The organism is Rubellimicrobium sp. CFH 75288, from assembly GCF_009904055.1.
Lineage (GTDB): Bacteria > Pseudomonadota > Alphaproteobacteria > Rhodobacterales > Rhodobacteraceae > Rubellimicrobium.
In genome coordinates, this window is sequence record NZ_WYDP01000020.1 from 36,565 (window position 1) to 51,033 (window position 14,469).

12 protein-coding genes and 1 other RNA gene are annotated in these 14,469 nt (G+C 73.1%); 4 read left to right on the top strand and 9 right to left on the bottom strand.

All coding sequences use genetic code 11. The features are described from left to right. The first annotated feature begins 61 nt into the window (after positions 1 to 61). Positions 62 to 1,777, top strand: a complete 1,716-nt coding sequence (metG, locus tag GT358_RS14035) for a methionine--tRNA ligase (protein WP_166583260.1) — start codon at positions 62 to 64, stop codon at positions 1,775 to 1,777. Between the two features lie 4 nt (positions 1,778 to 1,781). On the opposite strand, the gene GT358_RS14040 is transcribed toward metG, so the two are convergent. Then, positions 1,782 to 3,044 carry an AI-2E family transporter gene (locus GT358_RS14040; RefSeq protein WP_166583261.1) on the bottom strand — a complete coding sequence of 421 codons (1,263 nt, stop codon included), beginning with the start codon at positions 3,042 to 3,044 and terminating at the stop codon, positions 1,782 to 1,784. A gap of 197 nt (positions 3,045 to 3,241) precedes the next feature. On the opposite strand from GT358_RS14040, the gene GT358_RS14045 reads away from it, so the two are divergent. Beyond that, complete coding sequence (locus GT358_RS14045) at positions 3,242 to 4,015, top strand: DUF1013 domain-containing protein (RefSeq protein ID WP_166583262.1); 774 nt, start codon at positions 3,242 to 3,244, stop codon at positions 4,013 to 4,015. 51 nt (positions 4,016 to 4,066) lie between these two features. Here the strand turns inward: GT358_RS14045 and recR are convergent, their stop codons facing one another. The 5 genes from recR to ffs form a co-directional block, all read right to left on the bottom strand. Further along, positions 4,067 to 4,666: a recombination mediator RecR gene (gene recR / locus GT358_RS14050; protein ID WP_166583263.1), complete on the bottom strand. Its 600-nt coding sequence runs from the start codon at positions 4,664 to 4,666 to the stop codon at positions 4,067 to 4,069. Positions 4,667 to 4,670: 4 nt separating this feature from the next. Then, positions 4,671 to 5,015 carry a YbaB/EbfC family nucleoid-associated protein gene (locus GT358_RS14055; protein ID WP_166583264.1) on the bottom strand — a complete coding sequence of 115 codons (345 nt, stop codon included), beginning with the start codon at positions 5,013 to 5,015 and terminating at the stop codon, positions 4,671 to 4,673. A gap of 66 nt (positions 5,016 to 5,081) precedes the next feature. After that, positions 5,082 to 7,004 (bottom strand): DNA polymerase III subunit gamma/tau, encoded by a 1,923-nt coding sequence (locus tag GT358_RS14060; protein ID WP_166583265.1) that lies wholly within the window; start codon positions 7,002 to 7,004, stop codon positions 5,082 to 5,084. Next, entirely contained in the window at positions 7,001 to 8,017 is a 1,017-nt protein-coding gene (gene rsgA / locus GT358_RS14065; RefSeq protein WP_166583266.1) for a ribosome small subunit-dependent GTPase A, read from the bottom strand. The genes GT358_RS14060 and rsgA overlap by 4 nt, the downstream gene beginning before the upstream one ends. A gap of 104 nt (positions 8,018 to 8,121) precedes the next feature. Further along, positions 8,122 to 8,219: signal recognition particle sRNA small type (gene ffs / locus GT358_RS14070), an RNA gene on the bottom strand. A gap of 98 nt (positions 8,220 to 8,317) precedes the next feature. On the opposite strand from ffs, the gene GT358_RS14075 reads away from it, so the two are divergent. Further along, positions 8,318 to 9,685, top strand: coding sequence for a Xaa-Pro peptidase family protein (locus tag GT358_RS14075; RefSeq protein ID WP_166583267.1), 1,368 nt, complete (start codon positions 8,318 to 8,320; stop codon positions 9,683 to 9,685). Between the two features lie 162 nt (positions 9,686 to 9,847). Here the strand turns inward: GT358_RS14075 and GT358_RS14080 are convergent, their stop codons facing one another. Together GT358_RS14080 and GT358_RS14085 are read right to left on the bottom strand one after the other, a co-directional pair. Further along, positions 9,848 to 11,392, bottom strand: a complete 1,545-nt coding sequence (locus GT358_RS14080; RefSeq protein WP_166583268.1) for a carboxylesterase/lipase family protein — start codon at positions 11,390 to 11,392, stop codon at positions 9,848 to 9,850. 104 nt (positions 11,393 to 11,496) lie between these two features. Further along, entirely contained in the window at positions 11,497 to 11,955 is a 459-nt protein-coding gene (locus GT358_RS14085; protein WP_166583311.1) for an Lrp/AsnC family transcriptional regulator, read from the bottom strand. 144 nt (positions 11,956 to 12,099) lie between these two features. Between GT358_RS14085 and ald the strand changes: the two genes are divergently transcribed. Continuing rightward, entirely contained in the window at positions 12,100 to 13,215 is a 1,116-nt protein-coding gene (ald, locus tag GT358_RS14090; protein WP_166583269.1) for an alanine dehydrogenase, read from the top strand. Between the two features lie 6 nt (positions 13,216 to 13,221). Here ald and GT358_RS14095 read toward each other — a convergent pair whose 3' ends face one another. Then, positions 13,222 to 14,430, bottom strand: coding sequence for an ATP-binding protein (locus GT358_RS14095; RefSeq protein ID WP_166583270.1), 1,209 nt, complete (start codon positions 14,428 to 14,430; stop codon positions 13,222 to 13,224). Positions 14,431 to 14,469: the final 39 nt, after the last annotated feature.

The following is a 14,469-nucleotide window of genomic DNA, read 5'->3' on the forward strand; positions in this document are numbered from 1 at the left end:
CGCTTCTGGCGCGCGCCCGCAGGGCGGGCTAGAGGGGGGGCCGCAAGGAAAAGGGCCCCCCATGGCGCGTCACCTCGTCACCTCGGCGATCCCCTACATCAACGGCATCAAGCATCTGGGCAACCTCGTCGGCTCGCAGCTGCCGGCGGACCTCTATGCGCGCTACCTGCGCGGGCGCGGCCACGAGGTGCTGTTTCTCTGCGCCACCGACGAGCACGGCACCCCGGCCGAGATCGCCGCGCAGAAGGCGGGCGAGCCAGTGGCCGAGTATTGCGCGCGGATGCACAAGGTGCAGGCCGAACTGGCACGCGGATTCCGGCTGAGCTTCGACCATTTCGGCCGCTCCTCCTCGCCGCAGAACCACCGGCTGACTCAGCATTTCGCGGGCCGGCTGGATGCGGCGGGGCTGATCGCCGAGGTGACCGAGCGGCAGGTCTATTCCGTGACGGACGGCCGCTTCCTGCCCGACCGGTACGTGGAGGGGACCTGCCCCAATTGCGGCTACGACAAGGCCCGAGGCGACCAGTGCGAGAACTGCACCAAGCAGCTCGAGCCCACGGAGCTGATCCGGCCGCGCTCGGCCCTGTCGGGCGCGACGGATCTGGAGATCCGCGAGACCAAGCACCTGCACCTGCGCCAGTCGCTGATGAGGGACCGGCTGCTGGAATGGATCGAGTCGCGCACGGACTGGCCGGTGCTGACCACCTCGATCGCGAAGAAGTGGCTGCTCGACGGGGACGGGTTGCAGGACCGTGGGATCACGCGCGACCTCGACTGGGGCATCCCCGTGCGCAAGGGGGACGAGCCCTGGCCGGGCATGGAGGGCAAGGTCTTCTACGTCTGGTTCGATGCGCCCATCGAATACATCGCCTGCGCCGCCGAATGGGCCGAGGCCCACGGCCTGCCCGACTCCGCCTGGGAGCGGTGGTGGCGCACGGAACGGGGCGCGGCGGACGTGCGCTACACGCAGTTCATGGGCAAGGACAACGTGCCCTTCCACACGCTGAGCTTTCCCGTGACGATCATGGGATCGGGCGAGGACTGGAAGCTCGTGGACTACATCAAGAGCTTCAACTACCTGACCTATGACGGCGGGCAGTTCTCGACCTCGCAGGGGCGGGGCGTGTTCATGGACCAGGCGCTGGAGATCCTGCCTGCGGATTACTGGCGCTGGTGGCTCTTGTCCCATGCGCCCGAATCGGGGGATTCCGAGTTCACCTGGGAGGGCTTCCAGGCCGGGGTGAACAAGGACCTGGCCGACGTCCTGGGCAACTTCGTCAGCCGGATCACCAAGTTCTGCCGCGCGCGCTGGGGCGAGGCGGTGCCGGACGGGGGCGAATGGGGCGCGCGCGAGCGGGCTCTGGCCGCGGCGCTGGAGGGGCGGCTGCGCGCCTACGAGGCGGCCATGGACGCGATCGAGGTGCGCCGCGCGGCCGAGGCGCTGCGCGCGATCTGGGTCATGGGCAACGAATACCTCCAGGCTGCGGCGCCCTGGGCGACGGTCAAGACGGAGCCGGAGACGGCGGCGATGCAGGTGCGGCTGGGGCTCAATCTCGTGCGGCTCCATGCGGTGCTGTCGCGGCCCTTCATCCCTGACGCGGCCGAGACGATCATGGCGGCGCTGCGCTGCGACGACTGGACCTGGCCCGGGGGAGCCGAGGAGGCGCTGAGCGTTCTGCCGCCGGGGCACGGCTTTGCGGTGCCGGACCTGCTGTTCCGCAAGGTCTCGGACGAGGAACGCGAGGCCTGGCGCGCGCGCTTCGCGGGCGCGCGCTGAGCGATCACTCGCGCGAGGTCGTCTCCTCGAGGCCCGCGAGGTCGGTCTGGTCGCTGAGCAGCAGCGCCCAAGGGCGCAGCGCGGGCACCTGCGCGCCCAGCACCACGAGCGAGACCGTCACCGGCACCGCGAGAAGCGCCCCCGCCAGGCCCCAGACCCAGCCCCAGAACAGGAGCGACAGGAGCACGACGAGGGGGGACAGGGCGATGTTGTTGCCCTGGACGCGCGGCTCGACCACGTTGCCCATGACCTGCTCGATGGCGAGGATGCCGAGGCCCACGACCAGGGCCGTGCCGAAATCCTGCGTGAGCAGCGAATAGGCCACGGGCAGGACGCCCGCGACCAGCGCGCCGAGGACCGGGATAAAGGTCAGCAGAAAGGTGAGCGAGACCCAGACGAGCAGCAGGCCCACGTCGAAGAACCACAGCCAGATCCCGTAGAGCGCCGCCGTGGCCAGACCGATCGCGCCCTGCACGAGGACATAGGAGCGCACCTTGCCCGCGATCACCTCGGCCGATTCGAGCAGGCGCCATTCGGCATGCCGGCTGGTGACCTCCTGGATCTTGCGGTGCCACTGGCCGCTCTCGAGCAGCAGCAGGAAGCTCACGAAGATCACGATGACGAGACCGGCGATCACCGCCGTGGTGGCGTTGAGCACGGCTGCGGCGACCCCGCCGGCTGCGCCGAGGACCCGGTCGCCGAAGCGGCGCAGGAGGTCTCCCACCGTCCCTTCGGGCAGCAACTCGTCGAGGGGGCCGAGGCGGCCACTGCCGGCCCCGCCATCCTCCCCGGCGGCGGGCGTCTGTTCGAAGGCCCGGGGACCGGTCTGCCGGTCGGCCTCGGCAGCGCCGGTCTCGGCCGCATCCAGGAGGTCCTCGTCGCCGTCCCCAGCACCGGTGGGGGCGAGCGCCTCGACAACATCGTTGGCCTCGATGGGCGATTGGGCGACGAGCTGGCGCGCGGCCAGCGTGATCCCCGTCACGAAGACGCCGAGCCCCGCCAGAAGGACCAGCATGGCCGCCAGCGCGCCGAGCCAGCGGAGACTGTCGGGCAGAAGGGCGGCCACGCGGTCGCGCACCGGCATGATGGCCAGCGCGGTGAACAGCCCGATCAGCACGGGCACCAGCACGGTGCCGATGGCGCGCAGGGCCATCACGATCAGGATGACGGCGACCGCAACCAGGAGCCCGCCATGCAGGTCGGGGCGGCGCAGGGTCCCTCCGGGGCGCTCCACGGGGGTCGGGGCGGGGTGCGGCGAGGGGTCCACGGGCGGAGCTCTCCGGGCAGGGCTGCGGCGGCAGCCCAACGGACGGGCCGTCGGGCGGTTCCCGCAGGGTGTCGGCGGCGCTTCCCTTCCGGCGTCGCACATCCTATAGACGCGGCGAGTTCCCCCCCAGCGCGAACCGGCCGCTCCAGGGCGGCGCCCCCGGCGGGGCCGGGGAAAGGCTTGGAAAGGCGACCGCTATGACCGATAAACCGCTGATGGCCCGCGCCACCGCCGTGTGGCTGATCGACAACACGACGCTGAGCTTCAAGCAGATCGGCGACTTCTGCGGGATGCACGAGCTCGAGGTGCAGGGGATCGCCGACGGCGATGTGGCGGCCGGCGTCAAGGGCTTCGACCCCGTCGCCAGCGGACAGCTGACCATCGAGGAGATCCGCCGCGGCGAGAGCGACCCGACCCACCGGCTGCGGCTGAAGTTCAACCCAGCCGCGGTGGGCGAGGAAAAGCGGCGCGGTCCCCGCTATACGCCGCTGTCGAAGCGGCAGGACCGGCCGGCCGCCATCCTGTGGCTGGTCAAGTTCCACCCCGAGCTGACGGACGGACAGATCGCCAAGCTGGTCGGCACGACCAAGCCCACGATCCAGACGATCCGCGAGCGCACGCACTGGAACATCCAGAACATCGAGCCCATCGACCCCGTGGCGCTGGGCCTGTGCCGGCAGACCGAACTCGATGCCGCCGTGCAAAAGGCGGCCGAGCGCCGCGCGCGCGAAGGTCAGGTGATGAGTGACGACGAGCGGCGCAAGCTCGTCTCCACGCAGGTGTCGCTGGCGATGGCGCCCGAGCCGCGCCTGCCCTCCTCCATCGCGGGACTCGAGACGTTCTCGCTGCGGAGCGGCGAGGAGGGACCGGACGAGGACGGCGACCAGACCCTGCCCGACATCCGCGACGCCGACAGCCTGTTCAACCTGCCGGCCGATGCGGGCGAGGAGGAGGACAGCGAGCGCCGCTGAGCGGTCGCCAGGCCGGCGCGGCCCTGCCGGGGGGAGACGCGTCGGAGGGGGTCAGACGGCACGCCGCGCGCGCAGGGCGGCACCGATCGTGCCCTCGTCCAGATAGTCGAGTTCGCCCCCCACCGGAACGCCCTGGGCGAGCGTGGTCACGCTGACCCCGCGGCCGGAGAGGCGGTCGGCGATGTAGTGGGCGGTCGTCTGTCCATCCACCGTCGCCCCGAGCGCGAGGATCACCTCCGTGACGCCTTCGGGACCGAGGCGGGATTCGAGCAGCGGCAGGCGCAGCTCGTCGGGCCCGATCTGCCGCAGCGCCGAAAGCGTGCCGCCTAGGACGTGATACCGGCCCCGGAACGCGCCCGAGCGCTCCATCGCCCAGAGATCCTCCACGTCCTCCACCACGCAGATCTGCCCCGTGCGGCGCCGGTCGTCCGTGCAGATGGCGCACAGGTCCTCCGTGCCCAGATTGCCGCACAGCACGCAGTCGCGGGCCGTCCGGGCCACATCCTGCATCGCCTCGGCCAGGGGCAGGAGCAGCGTGCTCCGCCGCTTGACGAGGTGGAGCACCGCCCGGCGCGCCGAGCGCGGCCCGAGCCCCGGCAGCCGCGCCATCAGAGCGATCAGCGCGTCGATGTCGGCGGGCGCGGCGGCCATCGGTTCAGAAGGGCAGCTTCATGCCCGGCGGCAGGCCCAGCCCCTCGGTGGCGCGGCGCAGCTCCTCGTTCATGCGGTCGGCCGCGCGGGTCTGGGCATCGCGGATCGCCGCCAGCAGAAGGTCCTCCACCATCTCGCGATCCTCCTCGCGGAAGATGGAGGGGTCGATGCGGATGGCCCGCAGCTCGCCCTTGGCATTGGCGGTCACCGTCACGAGACCGCCGCCCGCCTGCCCCTCGACCGTGATGGAGTCGAGCCCTGCCTGCACGGAGGCCATGCGCTCCTGCATCTCCTGGGCGGCCTTCATCATCTTGGCCATGTCGCCCAGATTCCCCAGCCCCTTCAGCATCGCCCGCCCTCCTGCCGCGTCGTCCGCAGATAGGCGCGGCGGCCTGCCGCGGCAAGCCCGCAGGGATCAGTCCTCGAGCGGGTCCCACTCCTCCGGGGCGTCCTCGCCCGCCTCGGGCAGTGCGGTGCGGCGCGCCTCCTCCTCCGCCTCGGCCCGGCTCTGCACCGATCTGAGGCGCGCTTCGGGAAAGGCCCTGAGCGCCGCCTGCACCAGCGGATGCGCAAGCGCCTGCGCCTCCAGATCGCGCGCCACCGCCGCGCGCGCCTCGGCCAGTGCGGGCGCGCCCCCCGAGGTGACCACGGAGACGGCCCAGCGCGCGCCCGTCCACTCCCCCAGCGCCCGCGCCAGACGCTGGGCCAGGTCGGGCGGTGTGCCCGGAGCGGGCTCGAACTCGATCCGGCCGGGACGATAGGCCGCCAGGCGGACCCCCGCTTCCACGTCGAGCAGCAGCCGCAGGTCGCGCCGTTCGCGGATCAGCGCCAGGACGTCCTCGAAGCGCGCGAACCGGTCGAGCGGATGGGGAGCGGAAGCGGGAAGCGCCGCCGCACCGCCTGCCCCCCCGCCCCGCTCCGCCGCGCCCGGCCCGCCTCCGGACGGGTCGGACAGCCGCACCGGGGCCGTGACGGCGGGCGGTGCGGCCGGGGCCTCCCGGCGGTCCGGTCCCGCACCCGCAGAGCCCGTCCCCGGCTCGGCCGGCAGACCCGCGAGCCGCCGGACCAGATCGTCGGGCGCGGGCAGGTCGGCCACATGGGTCAGCCGGATCAGGCCCATCTCGGCCGCCATCCGGGCGTCGGGAGCATGGCCCGTCTCCTCGAGGACCTTGAGCAGCATCTGCCAGAGCCGCGCGAGGACCCGCACGGGGACGCTTCCGGCCAGGCCGAGGCCGCGTTCGCGCTCGTCGGGGGACAGGGAGGGGTCCCGGATCATGTCGGGCGCGACCTTGAGCACGGAGAGCCAGTGGACGGCTTCGGCGAGGTCGCGCAGCACCGCATCCGGCTCGGCCCCCGAATCGTGCTGGGCGGCGAACTCGGCCAGGGCGCCGGCGGCATCCCCCCGCAGGACGAGCCCGAGCAGGTCCAGCACGCGACCCCGGTCGGCCAGCCCCAGCATGGCGCGCACCTGCCCGGCCGAGACGGGCCCGCCCCCCGCGATCGCCTGGTCGAGCAGCGAGGTCGCGTCGCGGGCCGAGCCCTCGGAGGCGCGGGCGATCAGCGCGAGCGCTCCCTCCTCCACCGCGACACCCTCGGCCGCCGCGATGCGACCCAGCAGCGCCACCATCGCCGCAGGCTCGATCCGGCGCAGGTCGAAGCGCTGGCAGCGCGACAGGACGGTGACGGGGACCTTGCGGATCTCGGTGGTGGCAAAGACGAACTTCACATGGGGGGGCGGCTCCTCCAGCGTCTTAAGGAGCGCGTTGAAGGCCGAGGTGCTGAGCATGTGCACCTCGTCGATGATGAACACCTTGAAGCGGGCGCGGGCCGGCGCATAGGCGACCGTCTCGATGATGAGGTCGCGGACGTTCTGCACCCCCGTATGGGAGGCGGCGTCGATCTCGAGCACGTCGATGTGCCGCCCGGCGGCGATGTCGCGGCAATGGTCGCAGACCCCGCAGGGCTCGACCGTGGGCCCGCCCCGTCCGTCGGGCCCGATGCAGTTGAGACCCTTGGCGATGATGCGCGCGGTGGTGGTCTTGCCGGTCCCGCGGATGCCGGTGAGCACGAAGGCCTGCGCGATCCGCCCCGCGGCAAAGGCGTTGCGCAGCACACGCACCATCGCCTCCTGCCCGACGAGATCGGCGAAGGTCTGGGGCCGGTACTTGCGCGCCAGCACGCGGTAGGGGGAGGCTTCCGGGGGCGGATCGGGCAGGAGGGCGGGGGCGTCGTCGTCGGGCAAGGGCGCCTCCGGAAGGGCGGGGGGACGGCCCAGACTAGGCGCGCCGCCCACAGGGTTCAACGGCGCGGCGCCCGGAGGCGGGACGGTCCGGCTCATCCCTCCTCCTCCTCCTCCTCTGGGTCCGAGGGGAGCGGGCGCGGCCTGCGGCCGGAGCGGGCGGCCCGGCTCCGCGCGGCCCGCGTGCTGCTGCGCTCCTCCTCGGCCAGCTTGCGCCAGCGCTCCAGACGGACGGGATCGAGTCGGCCCTCCTCCACGGCCGGGCGGACGGCGCAGCCCGGCTCCGACCCGTGGGCGCAGTCGCGGAAGCGGCAGGACCGTGCCAGCGCCTCGACATCGGCAAAGAGCAGGCGCAGGCCCTCGGCCGCGTCCAGCAGGCCGAACTCGCGCATGCCCGGCATGTCGATCACCCAGCCCCCCGCAAGGGCCGGGCGCAGCGTCCGGACGGTCGTCGTGTGCCGCCCGCGGGCGTCCGCGGCCCGGATGGCAGCGGTGGCGGCCGCCTCGCCCGTCAGGGCGTTGCGCAGCGTCGTCTTGCCCACGCCGGACGAGCCCAGAAGGGCCAGCGTCTGCCCCGGTCCCGCGAAGCGGCAGAGCGGCCGGACCTGGTCGGGATCGCGCGCATCCAGCGCGAGCGCCGGACAGCCCGGCGCCAGCGCGGCGAGCCGGTCGAGAAAGGGGGCCGGATCGGCCTGGTCGGCGCGGGTGAGCACGAGGACCGGCGCGCAACCGGCCTGCAGGGCCAGCGCCAGCATCCGCTCGATCCGCGCGGGGTTGAACTCGGCGTTGCAGGAGGACACCAGCGCGAGCGTGTCCACGTTGGCGGCCACCACCTGGCGCGCGGCCTCGGCACCGGCGGCGCGGCGGACGATCTCGGTCCGGGGGGCGAGGCGGCGCAGCGCACGGGTGCCGTCGTGCAGCAGCCAGTCGCCGACGGCGAAGGCGCCGGTGCCGGCCGGCGCGGCCAGCGGCCGGGGCCCGGGCAGGACCACGAGCCGGTCCCGGTGGATCTCGGCCACGCGGGCAGGCTCGAGCCCGGTCTCGGCGGCGGAGCGCTGGTCGGCAAAGACGGGCGACCAGCCCAGCGCCGCCAGATCGTCCGGTTCCGTCACGCGGCGGCCGTCCGTGTCCCGCCCGCCGGAGCGGTGCGTCCGGGCGGACCGGCTCGGAAGGCGGGACAGGCCATCGGGGGTCCTGGACGGGCGGCGGGGACGGCAGGTGAGGGACCGGACACGACCCAGGCGGAAATCGTTGCGGCTGCTTCCTTCCGGACCTGACCGGGTTGGCGATGCGCCTGCCCGCACCGATCCCTCGGGGTCCATATAGGCCGGCCCGCCCGGCGTCGCAAGCCGAAGGCGGCTGGACAGCCCTGCCCCGGGCGGGGCAGCCTGCGTGCCGGGGAGGGACCGACCATGTCGCGCCTGATCGAGATGCGCTGGCCGGATCACGGCCGGCCGGCCTGCCCGCCCCCGCTCTCGCAGGGCGAGCTGCAGGCGCGGCTCGGGGCGCTGCGCGACCGGATGGAGGAGGACGGGCTCGGCGCGCTTGCGGTCTATGGTGACCGCGAGCATGCCGCCAATCTCCACTGGACCACGGGATTCGATCCGCGCTTCGAGGAGGCGCTGCTGATCGTCACCCCGGCCGAGGCCCATCTTCTGGTCGGCAACGAATGCCTGCCCTATGCCGGCCTGTCGCCGCTGGTGCAGGCCGGCGCGGTGCGGCTGCATCACGTTCCGTCCCTGTCGCTGCCCTCGCAGCCGCGCGACGGGGGCCTGCGGATCGGCGAGGCGGTGGCGCTGGCGCTGCCGGCCGGTGCGGCGCTGGGTGTGGCCGGGTGGAAATGGCTGGAGCAGGAGGAGGGCGGGGGCCATGCGGTGCCCGATTTCCTGCTCGCTCCGCTGCGCGAGCGCGCGGGGGCGGTGCGCGACGCCACGCGCCTGTTCATGGACCCCGCCACGGGGCTGCGGGCCACGGTCGGGGCGGCCGAGATCGCCCGGATGGAGTTCGCTAATGCCATGGCCGCGCGCGCGCTGCGCCGGCTGCTGGGCGCGCTCCGCGAGGGGATCACCGACTTCGAGGCCGTGGAGGCGGCCGGGATCGGCGGGCTGCCCCTGTCGTGCCATGTCACCCTGGCCACCGGGTCGCGCGCCTGGCAGGGGCTGTCCTCGCCCTCGGGCGAGATCCTGCGGCGCGGGGTGCCGCTCAGCGTCAACATCGCGCATTGGGGGGCCAACCTGTGCCGGGCGGGTTGGGTCGCCGGGGACGAGGACGACCTGCCCGAGGCGGCGCGGGACACGCTGGAGACCTTTGTGCTGCCCTATGCGGCGGCGATGTCCGAATGGTGCGCGCTGATGCGCCCCGGAGTCACGGGCGGCGAGGTCTGGGCCCGGATGCGGACCCTGCTGCCCGACGATCCGTTCGGCGTCACGCTCAATCCGGGCCACCTGATCGGGCTGGACGAATGGCTGTCCTCGCCGATCGCGCCGGATTCGGCCGTCCCGCTGCGGTCGGGCATGGCGGTGCAGATGGACGTGATCCCCACCCATCCGGTGCACGGCTCCACCCGGCTCGAGGACGGCTACGTGATCGCCGACGAGGGTCTGCGCGCCGAGCTGGACCGCGACCGGCCCGACCTCTCGGCCCGGATCCGGGCGCGGAGCGTGCTGATGCGCGACACGCTGGGCTTTGCCCTGCCCGAGACGCTTCTGCCGCTGTCGGACACGGGCGGCCTGCTGGCGCCGTTCCTGCTGCGGCACGAACGGGTGGTGGCACTGGATTGAGGCGAAAAGGGGCATCGGGATCGGATCGGGGCTGGGGCCTGGTGCGGTCAGACTGAAGCGGAAAGGTTAACGAATCCCTGCCCCACCGCACGCACCGCGCCCCGGACGCGCAACGCCTTGACCGTGGCGCGGGGGCCACGGGGGATGCCGCGGGGGGGGGCATCAGGGGCCGAGGCTGCCCTCGACGAGGTCGAGCCGGGGGGCAAGCGGGTCCGGCACCATCCCCACATAGCCGTCCGGCGCGAAGAACATGATCTCGTCGCCGGTTTCCTCGGCGGGACGCCAGAGGGGCAGACCCTCGCCGTTCGGATCGCCGGTGCGGGCGAAGTTCGCCCAGAAGCCGCGCATCACCTGTCCCATGGCCCGGTCGGTCTCGGTCACGAGGCCGGGAAACCGGGTCTCGAGCGTGCCGAACAGGAACGGCAGGTCGCTGGCATGAGGCGCGGCGGTCCATTCGTCGCGCAGCGCCTCGGGGACATAGCCCCAGCGGTAGAGCCAGGCCGGCCCGCCGAGGGCATGCATGGTGCGCGCGGCGAAGCGGGCGGGTTCGTGCATGCCGCGATCGGTGCCGATGCTGCGGACGAGGTCCGCGCCGGCCTCCGATCCGTAGAGACGCTCGGCTTCCGGGCGCGCCTCGCCGAACACGGCGAGCGGGTCCGGGGTCCGCGGCGGGTCGGCGGGCAGATCGCCCGTGGTCGAGCCGATCAGCAGCGGCACCGGGGCGACCTCGCCCGACAGCAGGCGCTCGCCCGGCGAGCCGAGCACGTGCAGCCCGTCCACGATGGCTCCCATCGCATGGGTCGCGGCCAGGTCCGGCCGGGTGGCGAGCGCGGTCATCGACAGCCCGCCCACGACCTTCTCGGGGGGCAGGCGGCGCAGGGCGGCAAGCGCTGCGGGCCCGTCGCCCGCGACGCCCACCGCGCGCGCGAAGGCCAGGCCCTTGGCGATGGCCGAATCCTCGCCCTCGGGCGCCTCGAGCGGCAATCCCCCGAGGACGTGGTCGCGCCCGTCGCCGGACATGACGATGGCGCGGTCGAACAGGCCCTCGGCCCGGGGCGAGGTGATGAGGTGCATGACCGCGTCGCCCCCCGCCGACTGGCCCATCAGCGTGACCGATTCGGGATCGCCGCCGAAGGCGGCCGCGTTGTCGCGCACCCAGCGCAGCGCCGCGACCATGTCCTGATAGGCGAAGTTGCCGGTCTCGCCCTCGGCCAGGAGGGCGGGATGGGCGAAGAAGCCGAATCGGCCCAACCGGTAGTTGAAGCTGACCACGACGAGCCCCTCGCGCGCCAGCGCGGTGCCGTCGTAGAGGCCGGGCGAGGCACCGCCGTTCACATAGGCGCCGCCGTGGATCCAGACGAGCACGGGCAGGCCCCGGGCCCCTTCGGGCCGCCAGAGGTTGAGATAGAGGCAGTCCTCCGACGGCGCGACGCCGGGCGGCGCGACATCGGAGGGGTCGGGCTGCTGCATGCAGTCGGGGCCATAGGCGGCGGCGGGGCGCACGTCGTCCCAGGGCTCGGGCGGCTGGGGCCCGCGCCAGCGCCGCTCGCCCACGGGGGGGGCCGCATAGGGCAGGCCGAGAAACGATTCGACCCCGCCGGCCGCCACGCCCTCCACGAGGCCGTCCACCGTCTGGACGATCGGGCCTGCGGCGGCCCCGGCCGGAACAGCCAGGGCGAGAAGAAGCAACAGGGCGGATCGGATCATCGGGCATCCCGGCAGGTGGCGGGGTGCAGGCTAGACGGGCCCGCCCCCTGCGTCGAGCGTCCGCATGGGCGTCGTCGCGGCAATGCGAGCGGGAGCCGGGCCGCTCAGACCGGCAGGGCGGTGGTCTGGCGCACGGTGCGCAGCGCGAAGCTCGACTGCATGCCGCGCACATGGGGCAGCGTGGCGAGCGCGCGGCGGTGGATGCGGGCGAAGTCCTCCGTGTCCTCGGCCACGACCTTGAGCAGGTAGTCGGCCGTGCCCGCCATGAGGTGGCATTCGAGCACCTCGGGGATGCGGGCGACCGCGCGCTCGAAGGCGTCGAGGATCTCCTCGGCCTGACCCTGGAGCGTGATCTCGACAAAGACGGTGGTGGTGCGGCCCAGACGGCGGGGGTCCAGAAGGGCGACATAGCCGCGGATGAACCCCTCGGACTCGAGGCGGTGGACGCGGCGGTGGCAGGCCGAGGGCGACAGGCCGACCCGGTCGCTGAGATCCTGGTTGGACAGGCGGCCCTGGCGCTGGAGCGTCTCGAGGATGCGGCGGTCGATGCTGTCGAGGGTCACGGCCATGGGCTGCGCAATCTCCTGCGGTGCGGGGGTGTTGCGGCGGGATGATCTGCGGCCCAGCCCCGGCAATCAAGGCGGAGTTTGCGACGACCTTGCACGGGCGGCGAGGCAGGATGCACCCGCAGGTGGAGGGAGGAGCGCATGCGGATCGGCTGTCCCAAGGAGATCAAGCCGCAGGAGTTCCGCGTGGGCCTGACGCCCGGCGCGGCGCGCGAGGCGGTGGCGCATGGCCACGAGGTCGTGGTGGAGCGCGGCGCGGGACTGGGCGCGGGCTTTGACGACGCGGCCTACGAGGCGGCCGGGGCGCGGATCGTCCCGGTAGACGAGGTGTGGCAGACGGCGGACCTGATCGTGAAGGTCAAGGAGCCCCAGGCGCCCGAGCGGGCGCGGCTGCGCGAGGGGCAGGTCCTGTTCACCTATCTCCACCTCGCGCCCGACCCGGACCAGGCGCGCGACCTGATGGCGTCGGGGGCGACCTGCATCGCCTACGAGACGGTGACGGATGCGCGCGGCGGGCTGCCGCTGCTCGCGCCCATGTCCGAGGTGGCCGGGCGGCTCGCGCCGCAGGTCGGGGCCTGGACGCTGCAGAAGGCCAACGGGGGGCGGGGCGTGCTGCTGGGCGGCATCCCCGGCGTGCGGCCCGCGCGCGTCCTGGTGATCGGCGGCGGCGTGGTCGGCACGGCGGCCGCCCGGGTGGCCGCGGGGATGGGGGCCCATGTCACGGTGCTCGACCGCTCGCTGCCGCGGCTGAGCTATCTGGACGACGTGTTCATGGGGCGGCTGACGACGCAGTATTCCACCGCCTCGGCCATCGCCGACCTGCTGCCGGAGGCGGATCTGGTGATCGGGGCGGTGCTGATCCCCGGCGCGGCGGCGCCCAAGCTCATCACGCGCGCGCAGCTGGGCCTGATGCCGCCGGGCGCGGTGCTGGTGGATGTGGCCATCGACCAGGGCGGCTGCTTCGAGACCTCGCGCCCGACCACGCACGAGGACCCGATCTACGAGGTGGACGGGATCATGCATTACTGCGTGGCCAACATGCCGGGCGCGGTGCCGCGCACCTCGACCCAGGGGCTCGGCAACGCCACCCTGCCCTTCCTGCTCGCGCTCGCCGACAAGGGCTGGCGGCGCGCCTGCGCGGAGGACCCGCACCTGCGGGCGGGTCTGAACGTCCATGCGGGGGCGATCACGCACCCGGCCGTGGCCGAGGCGCTGGGCCTGCCGCTGACGGAGGCGGAGAAGGCCGTGGCGGGCTGAGGCGTCTCAGAACGGCTCGCCCGGCACGAACAGGCGGGCGCGGGCGCGCGCCAGAAGATCCTCCGGCAGGTCCGTAACAGGGCGCGGTCCCAGCAGGCGGCCGAGGTCGAGATGTCTGGACAGGTCGTGAGCCTGCTGGATGTCGCAGTCGAGCAGCTCCCGCAGGGCGTCGGGGTCCAGACCGAGCGCATTGCGGCGCGCCCGGGCCGACAGCCCGCGGAGCGCGGCGGCCAGATCGTCCACGGCCTGATCGGAGAGCGCCAGCCCGGTTGGCGCGCCGAGGCGGCGCAGCGGCCTGCCGATCTGCTCGCGCGCCCTAGCCAGTTCCGTTCTCAGCGACCTGATCTCCTGCACGAGCGCCTGGCGCAGGTCGTCCAGCGGATCGGCGGGGAGCGCCGTCCGGTCGTGGTTGAGCAGATTGACCGTGATGCTGCGCCGATGGTGGCGGCCGGCGCTGTCCCGGAAGGTCACCGCGACCGCGTTGTCGATCTTCAGCGCGTCCGCTGCGTGCAGCGTCGGATACTCCCCGAGGCAGAAGGCCATGCGTTCGCCCGGATTGAGCGCGGTCAGACCCTCGGTCAGAGCGGGGGCCTCCGACCGGATGACGCGTCGCATCGGCTCGGGCATCTCGAACCGGAGCGTCGAGACGACCTCCTCCCCCCGGTTCTCCACGACCAGTTCCACGAAGACTCCCCGGTCGATACGGATACCAAGAAAGACCGGCGGGGGCCGGACGCGGGCGCGGTTGCGGACATCCTCGATCTCGTGATGCGCCATCGACAGGTTCTGGGCCTGTCGGCGGGCATAGTATCGACCGTCGCAGGCCTGATGGGGCCCGGCCTCCGACTGCGGAACCGCGATGACGAGAACGTGGCCGCCCTCCGGCACCGCGATCTGGCGAAAGGACAGGTCCGGGATGGGCGGCCTGATCCGCGTCTCCAGCAGGCGGCTCAGCCATTCGGCGTCCTGCTTCGACTGCATGATCGGATCGAGGCGGATCGGCCTCGACGACCCCTTGTCCTGCGCCAGTCCGATGATGAACTGGCCGCCTCCGCCATTCGCGAGGGCCGTCACGGCGATCGAGAGCTTGGGACCCAGCTTGTCGTTCTCCTTGGCCAGCACGCCGGCGCTCTTGAATTCGAGGAACGGCCCCTCGGCCGCGCCGTCCTCGATCAGCCGGTTCAGGTCCTCGATGCTGCGGATGTCCGGCGTCACGGCAGGCGTCCTTCTGTCAGGGGGGCGTGGCCGCCCGGA

Excerpts from the sequence above, each read along its gene's own strand:
- metG (WP_166583260.1), top strand. The coding sequence starts at position 62 with ATGGCGCGTCACCTCGTCACCTCGGCGATCCCCTACATCAACGGCATC.
- GT358_RS14045 (WP_166583262.1), top strand. The coding sequence starts at position 3,242 with ATGACCGATAAACCGCTGATGGCCCGCGCCACCGCCGTGTGGCTGATC.
- recR (WP_166583263.1), bottom strand. The coding sequence starts at position 4,666 with ATGGCCGCCGCGCCCGCCGACATCGACGCGCTGATCGCTCTGATGGCG.
- GT358_RS14055 (WP_166583264.1), bottom strand. The coding sequence starts at position 5,015 with ATGCTGAAGGGGCTGGGGAATCTGGGCGACATGGCCAAGATGATGAAG.
- GT358_RS14060 (WP_166583265.1), bottom strand. The coding sequence starts at position 7,004 with ATGAGCCGGACCGTCCCGCCTCCGGGCGCCGCGCCGTTGAACCCTGTG.
- GT358_RS14075 (WP_166583267.1), top strand. The coding sequence starts at position 8,318 with ATGTCGCGCCTGATCGAGATGCGCTGGCCGGATCACGGCCGGCCGGCC.
- GT358_RS14080 (WP_166583268.1), bottom strand. The coding sequence starts at position 11,392 with ATGATCCGATCCGCCCTGTTGCTTCTTCTCGCCCTGGCTGTTCCGGCC.
- ald (WP_166583269.1), top strand. The coding sequence starts at position 12,100 with ATGCGGATCGGCTGTCCCAAGGAGATCAAGCCGCAGGAGTTCCGCGTG.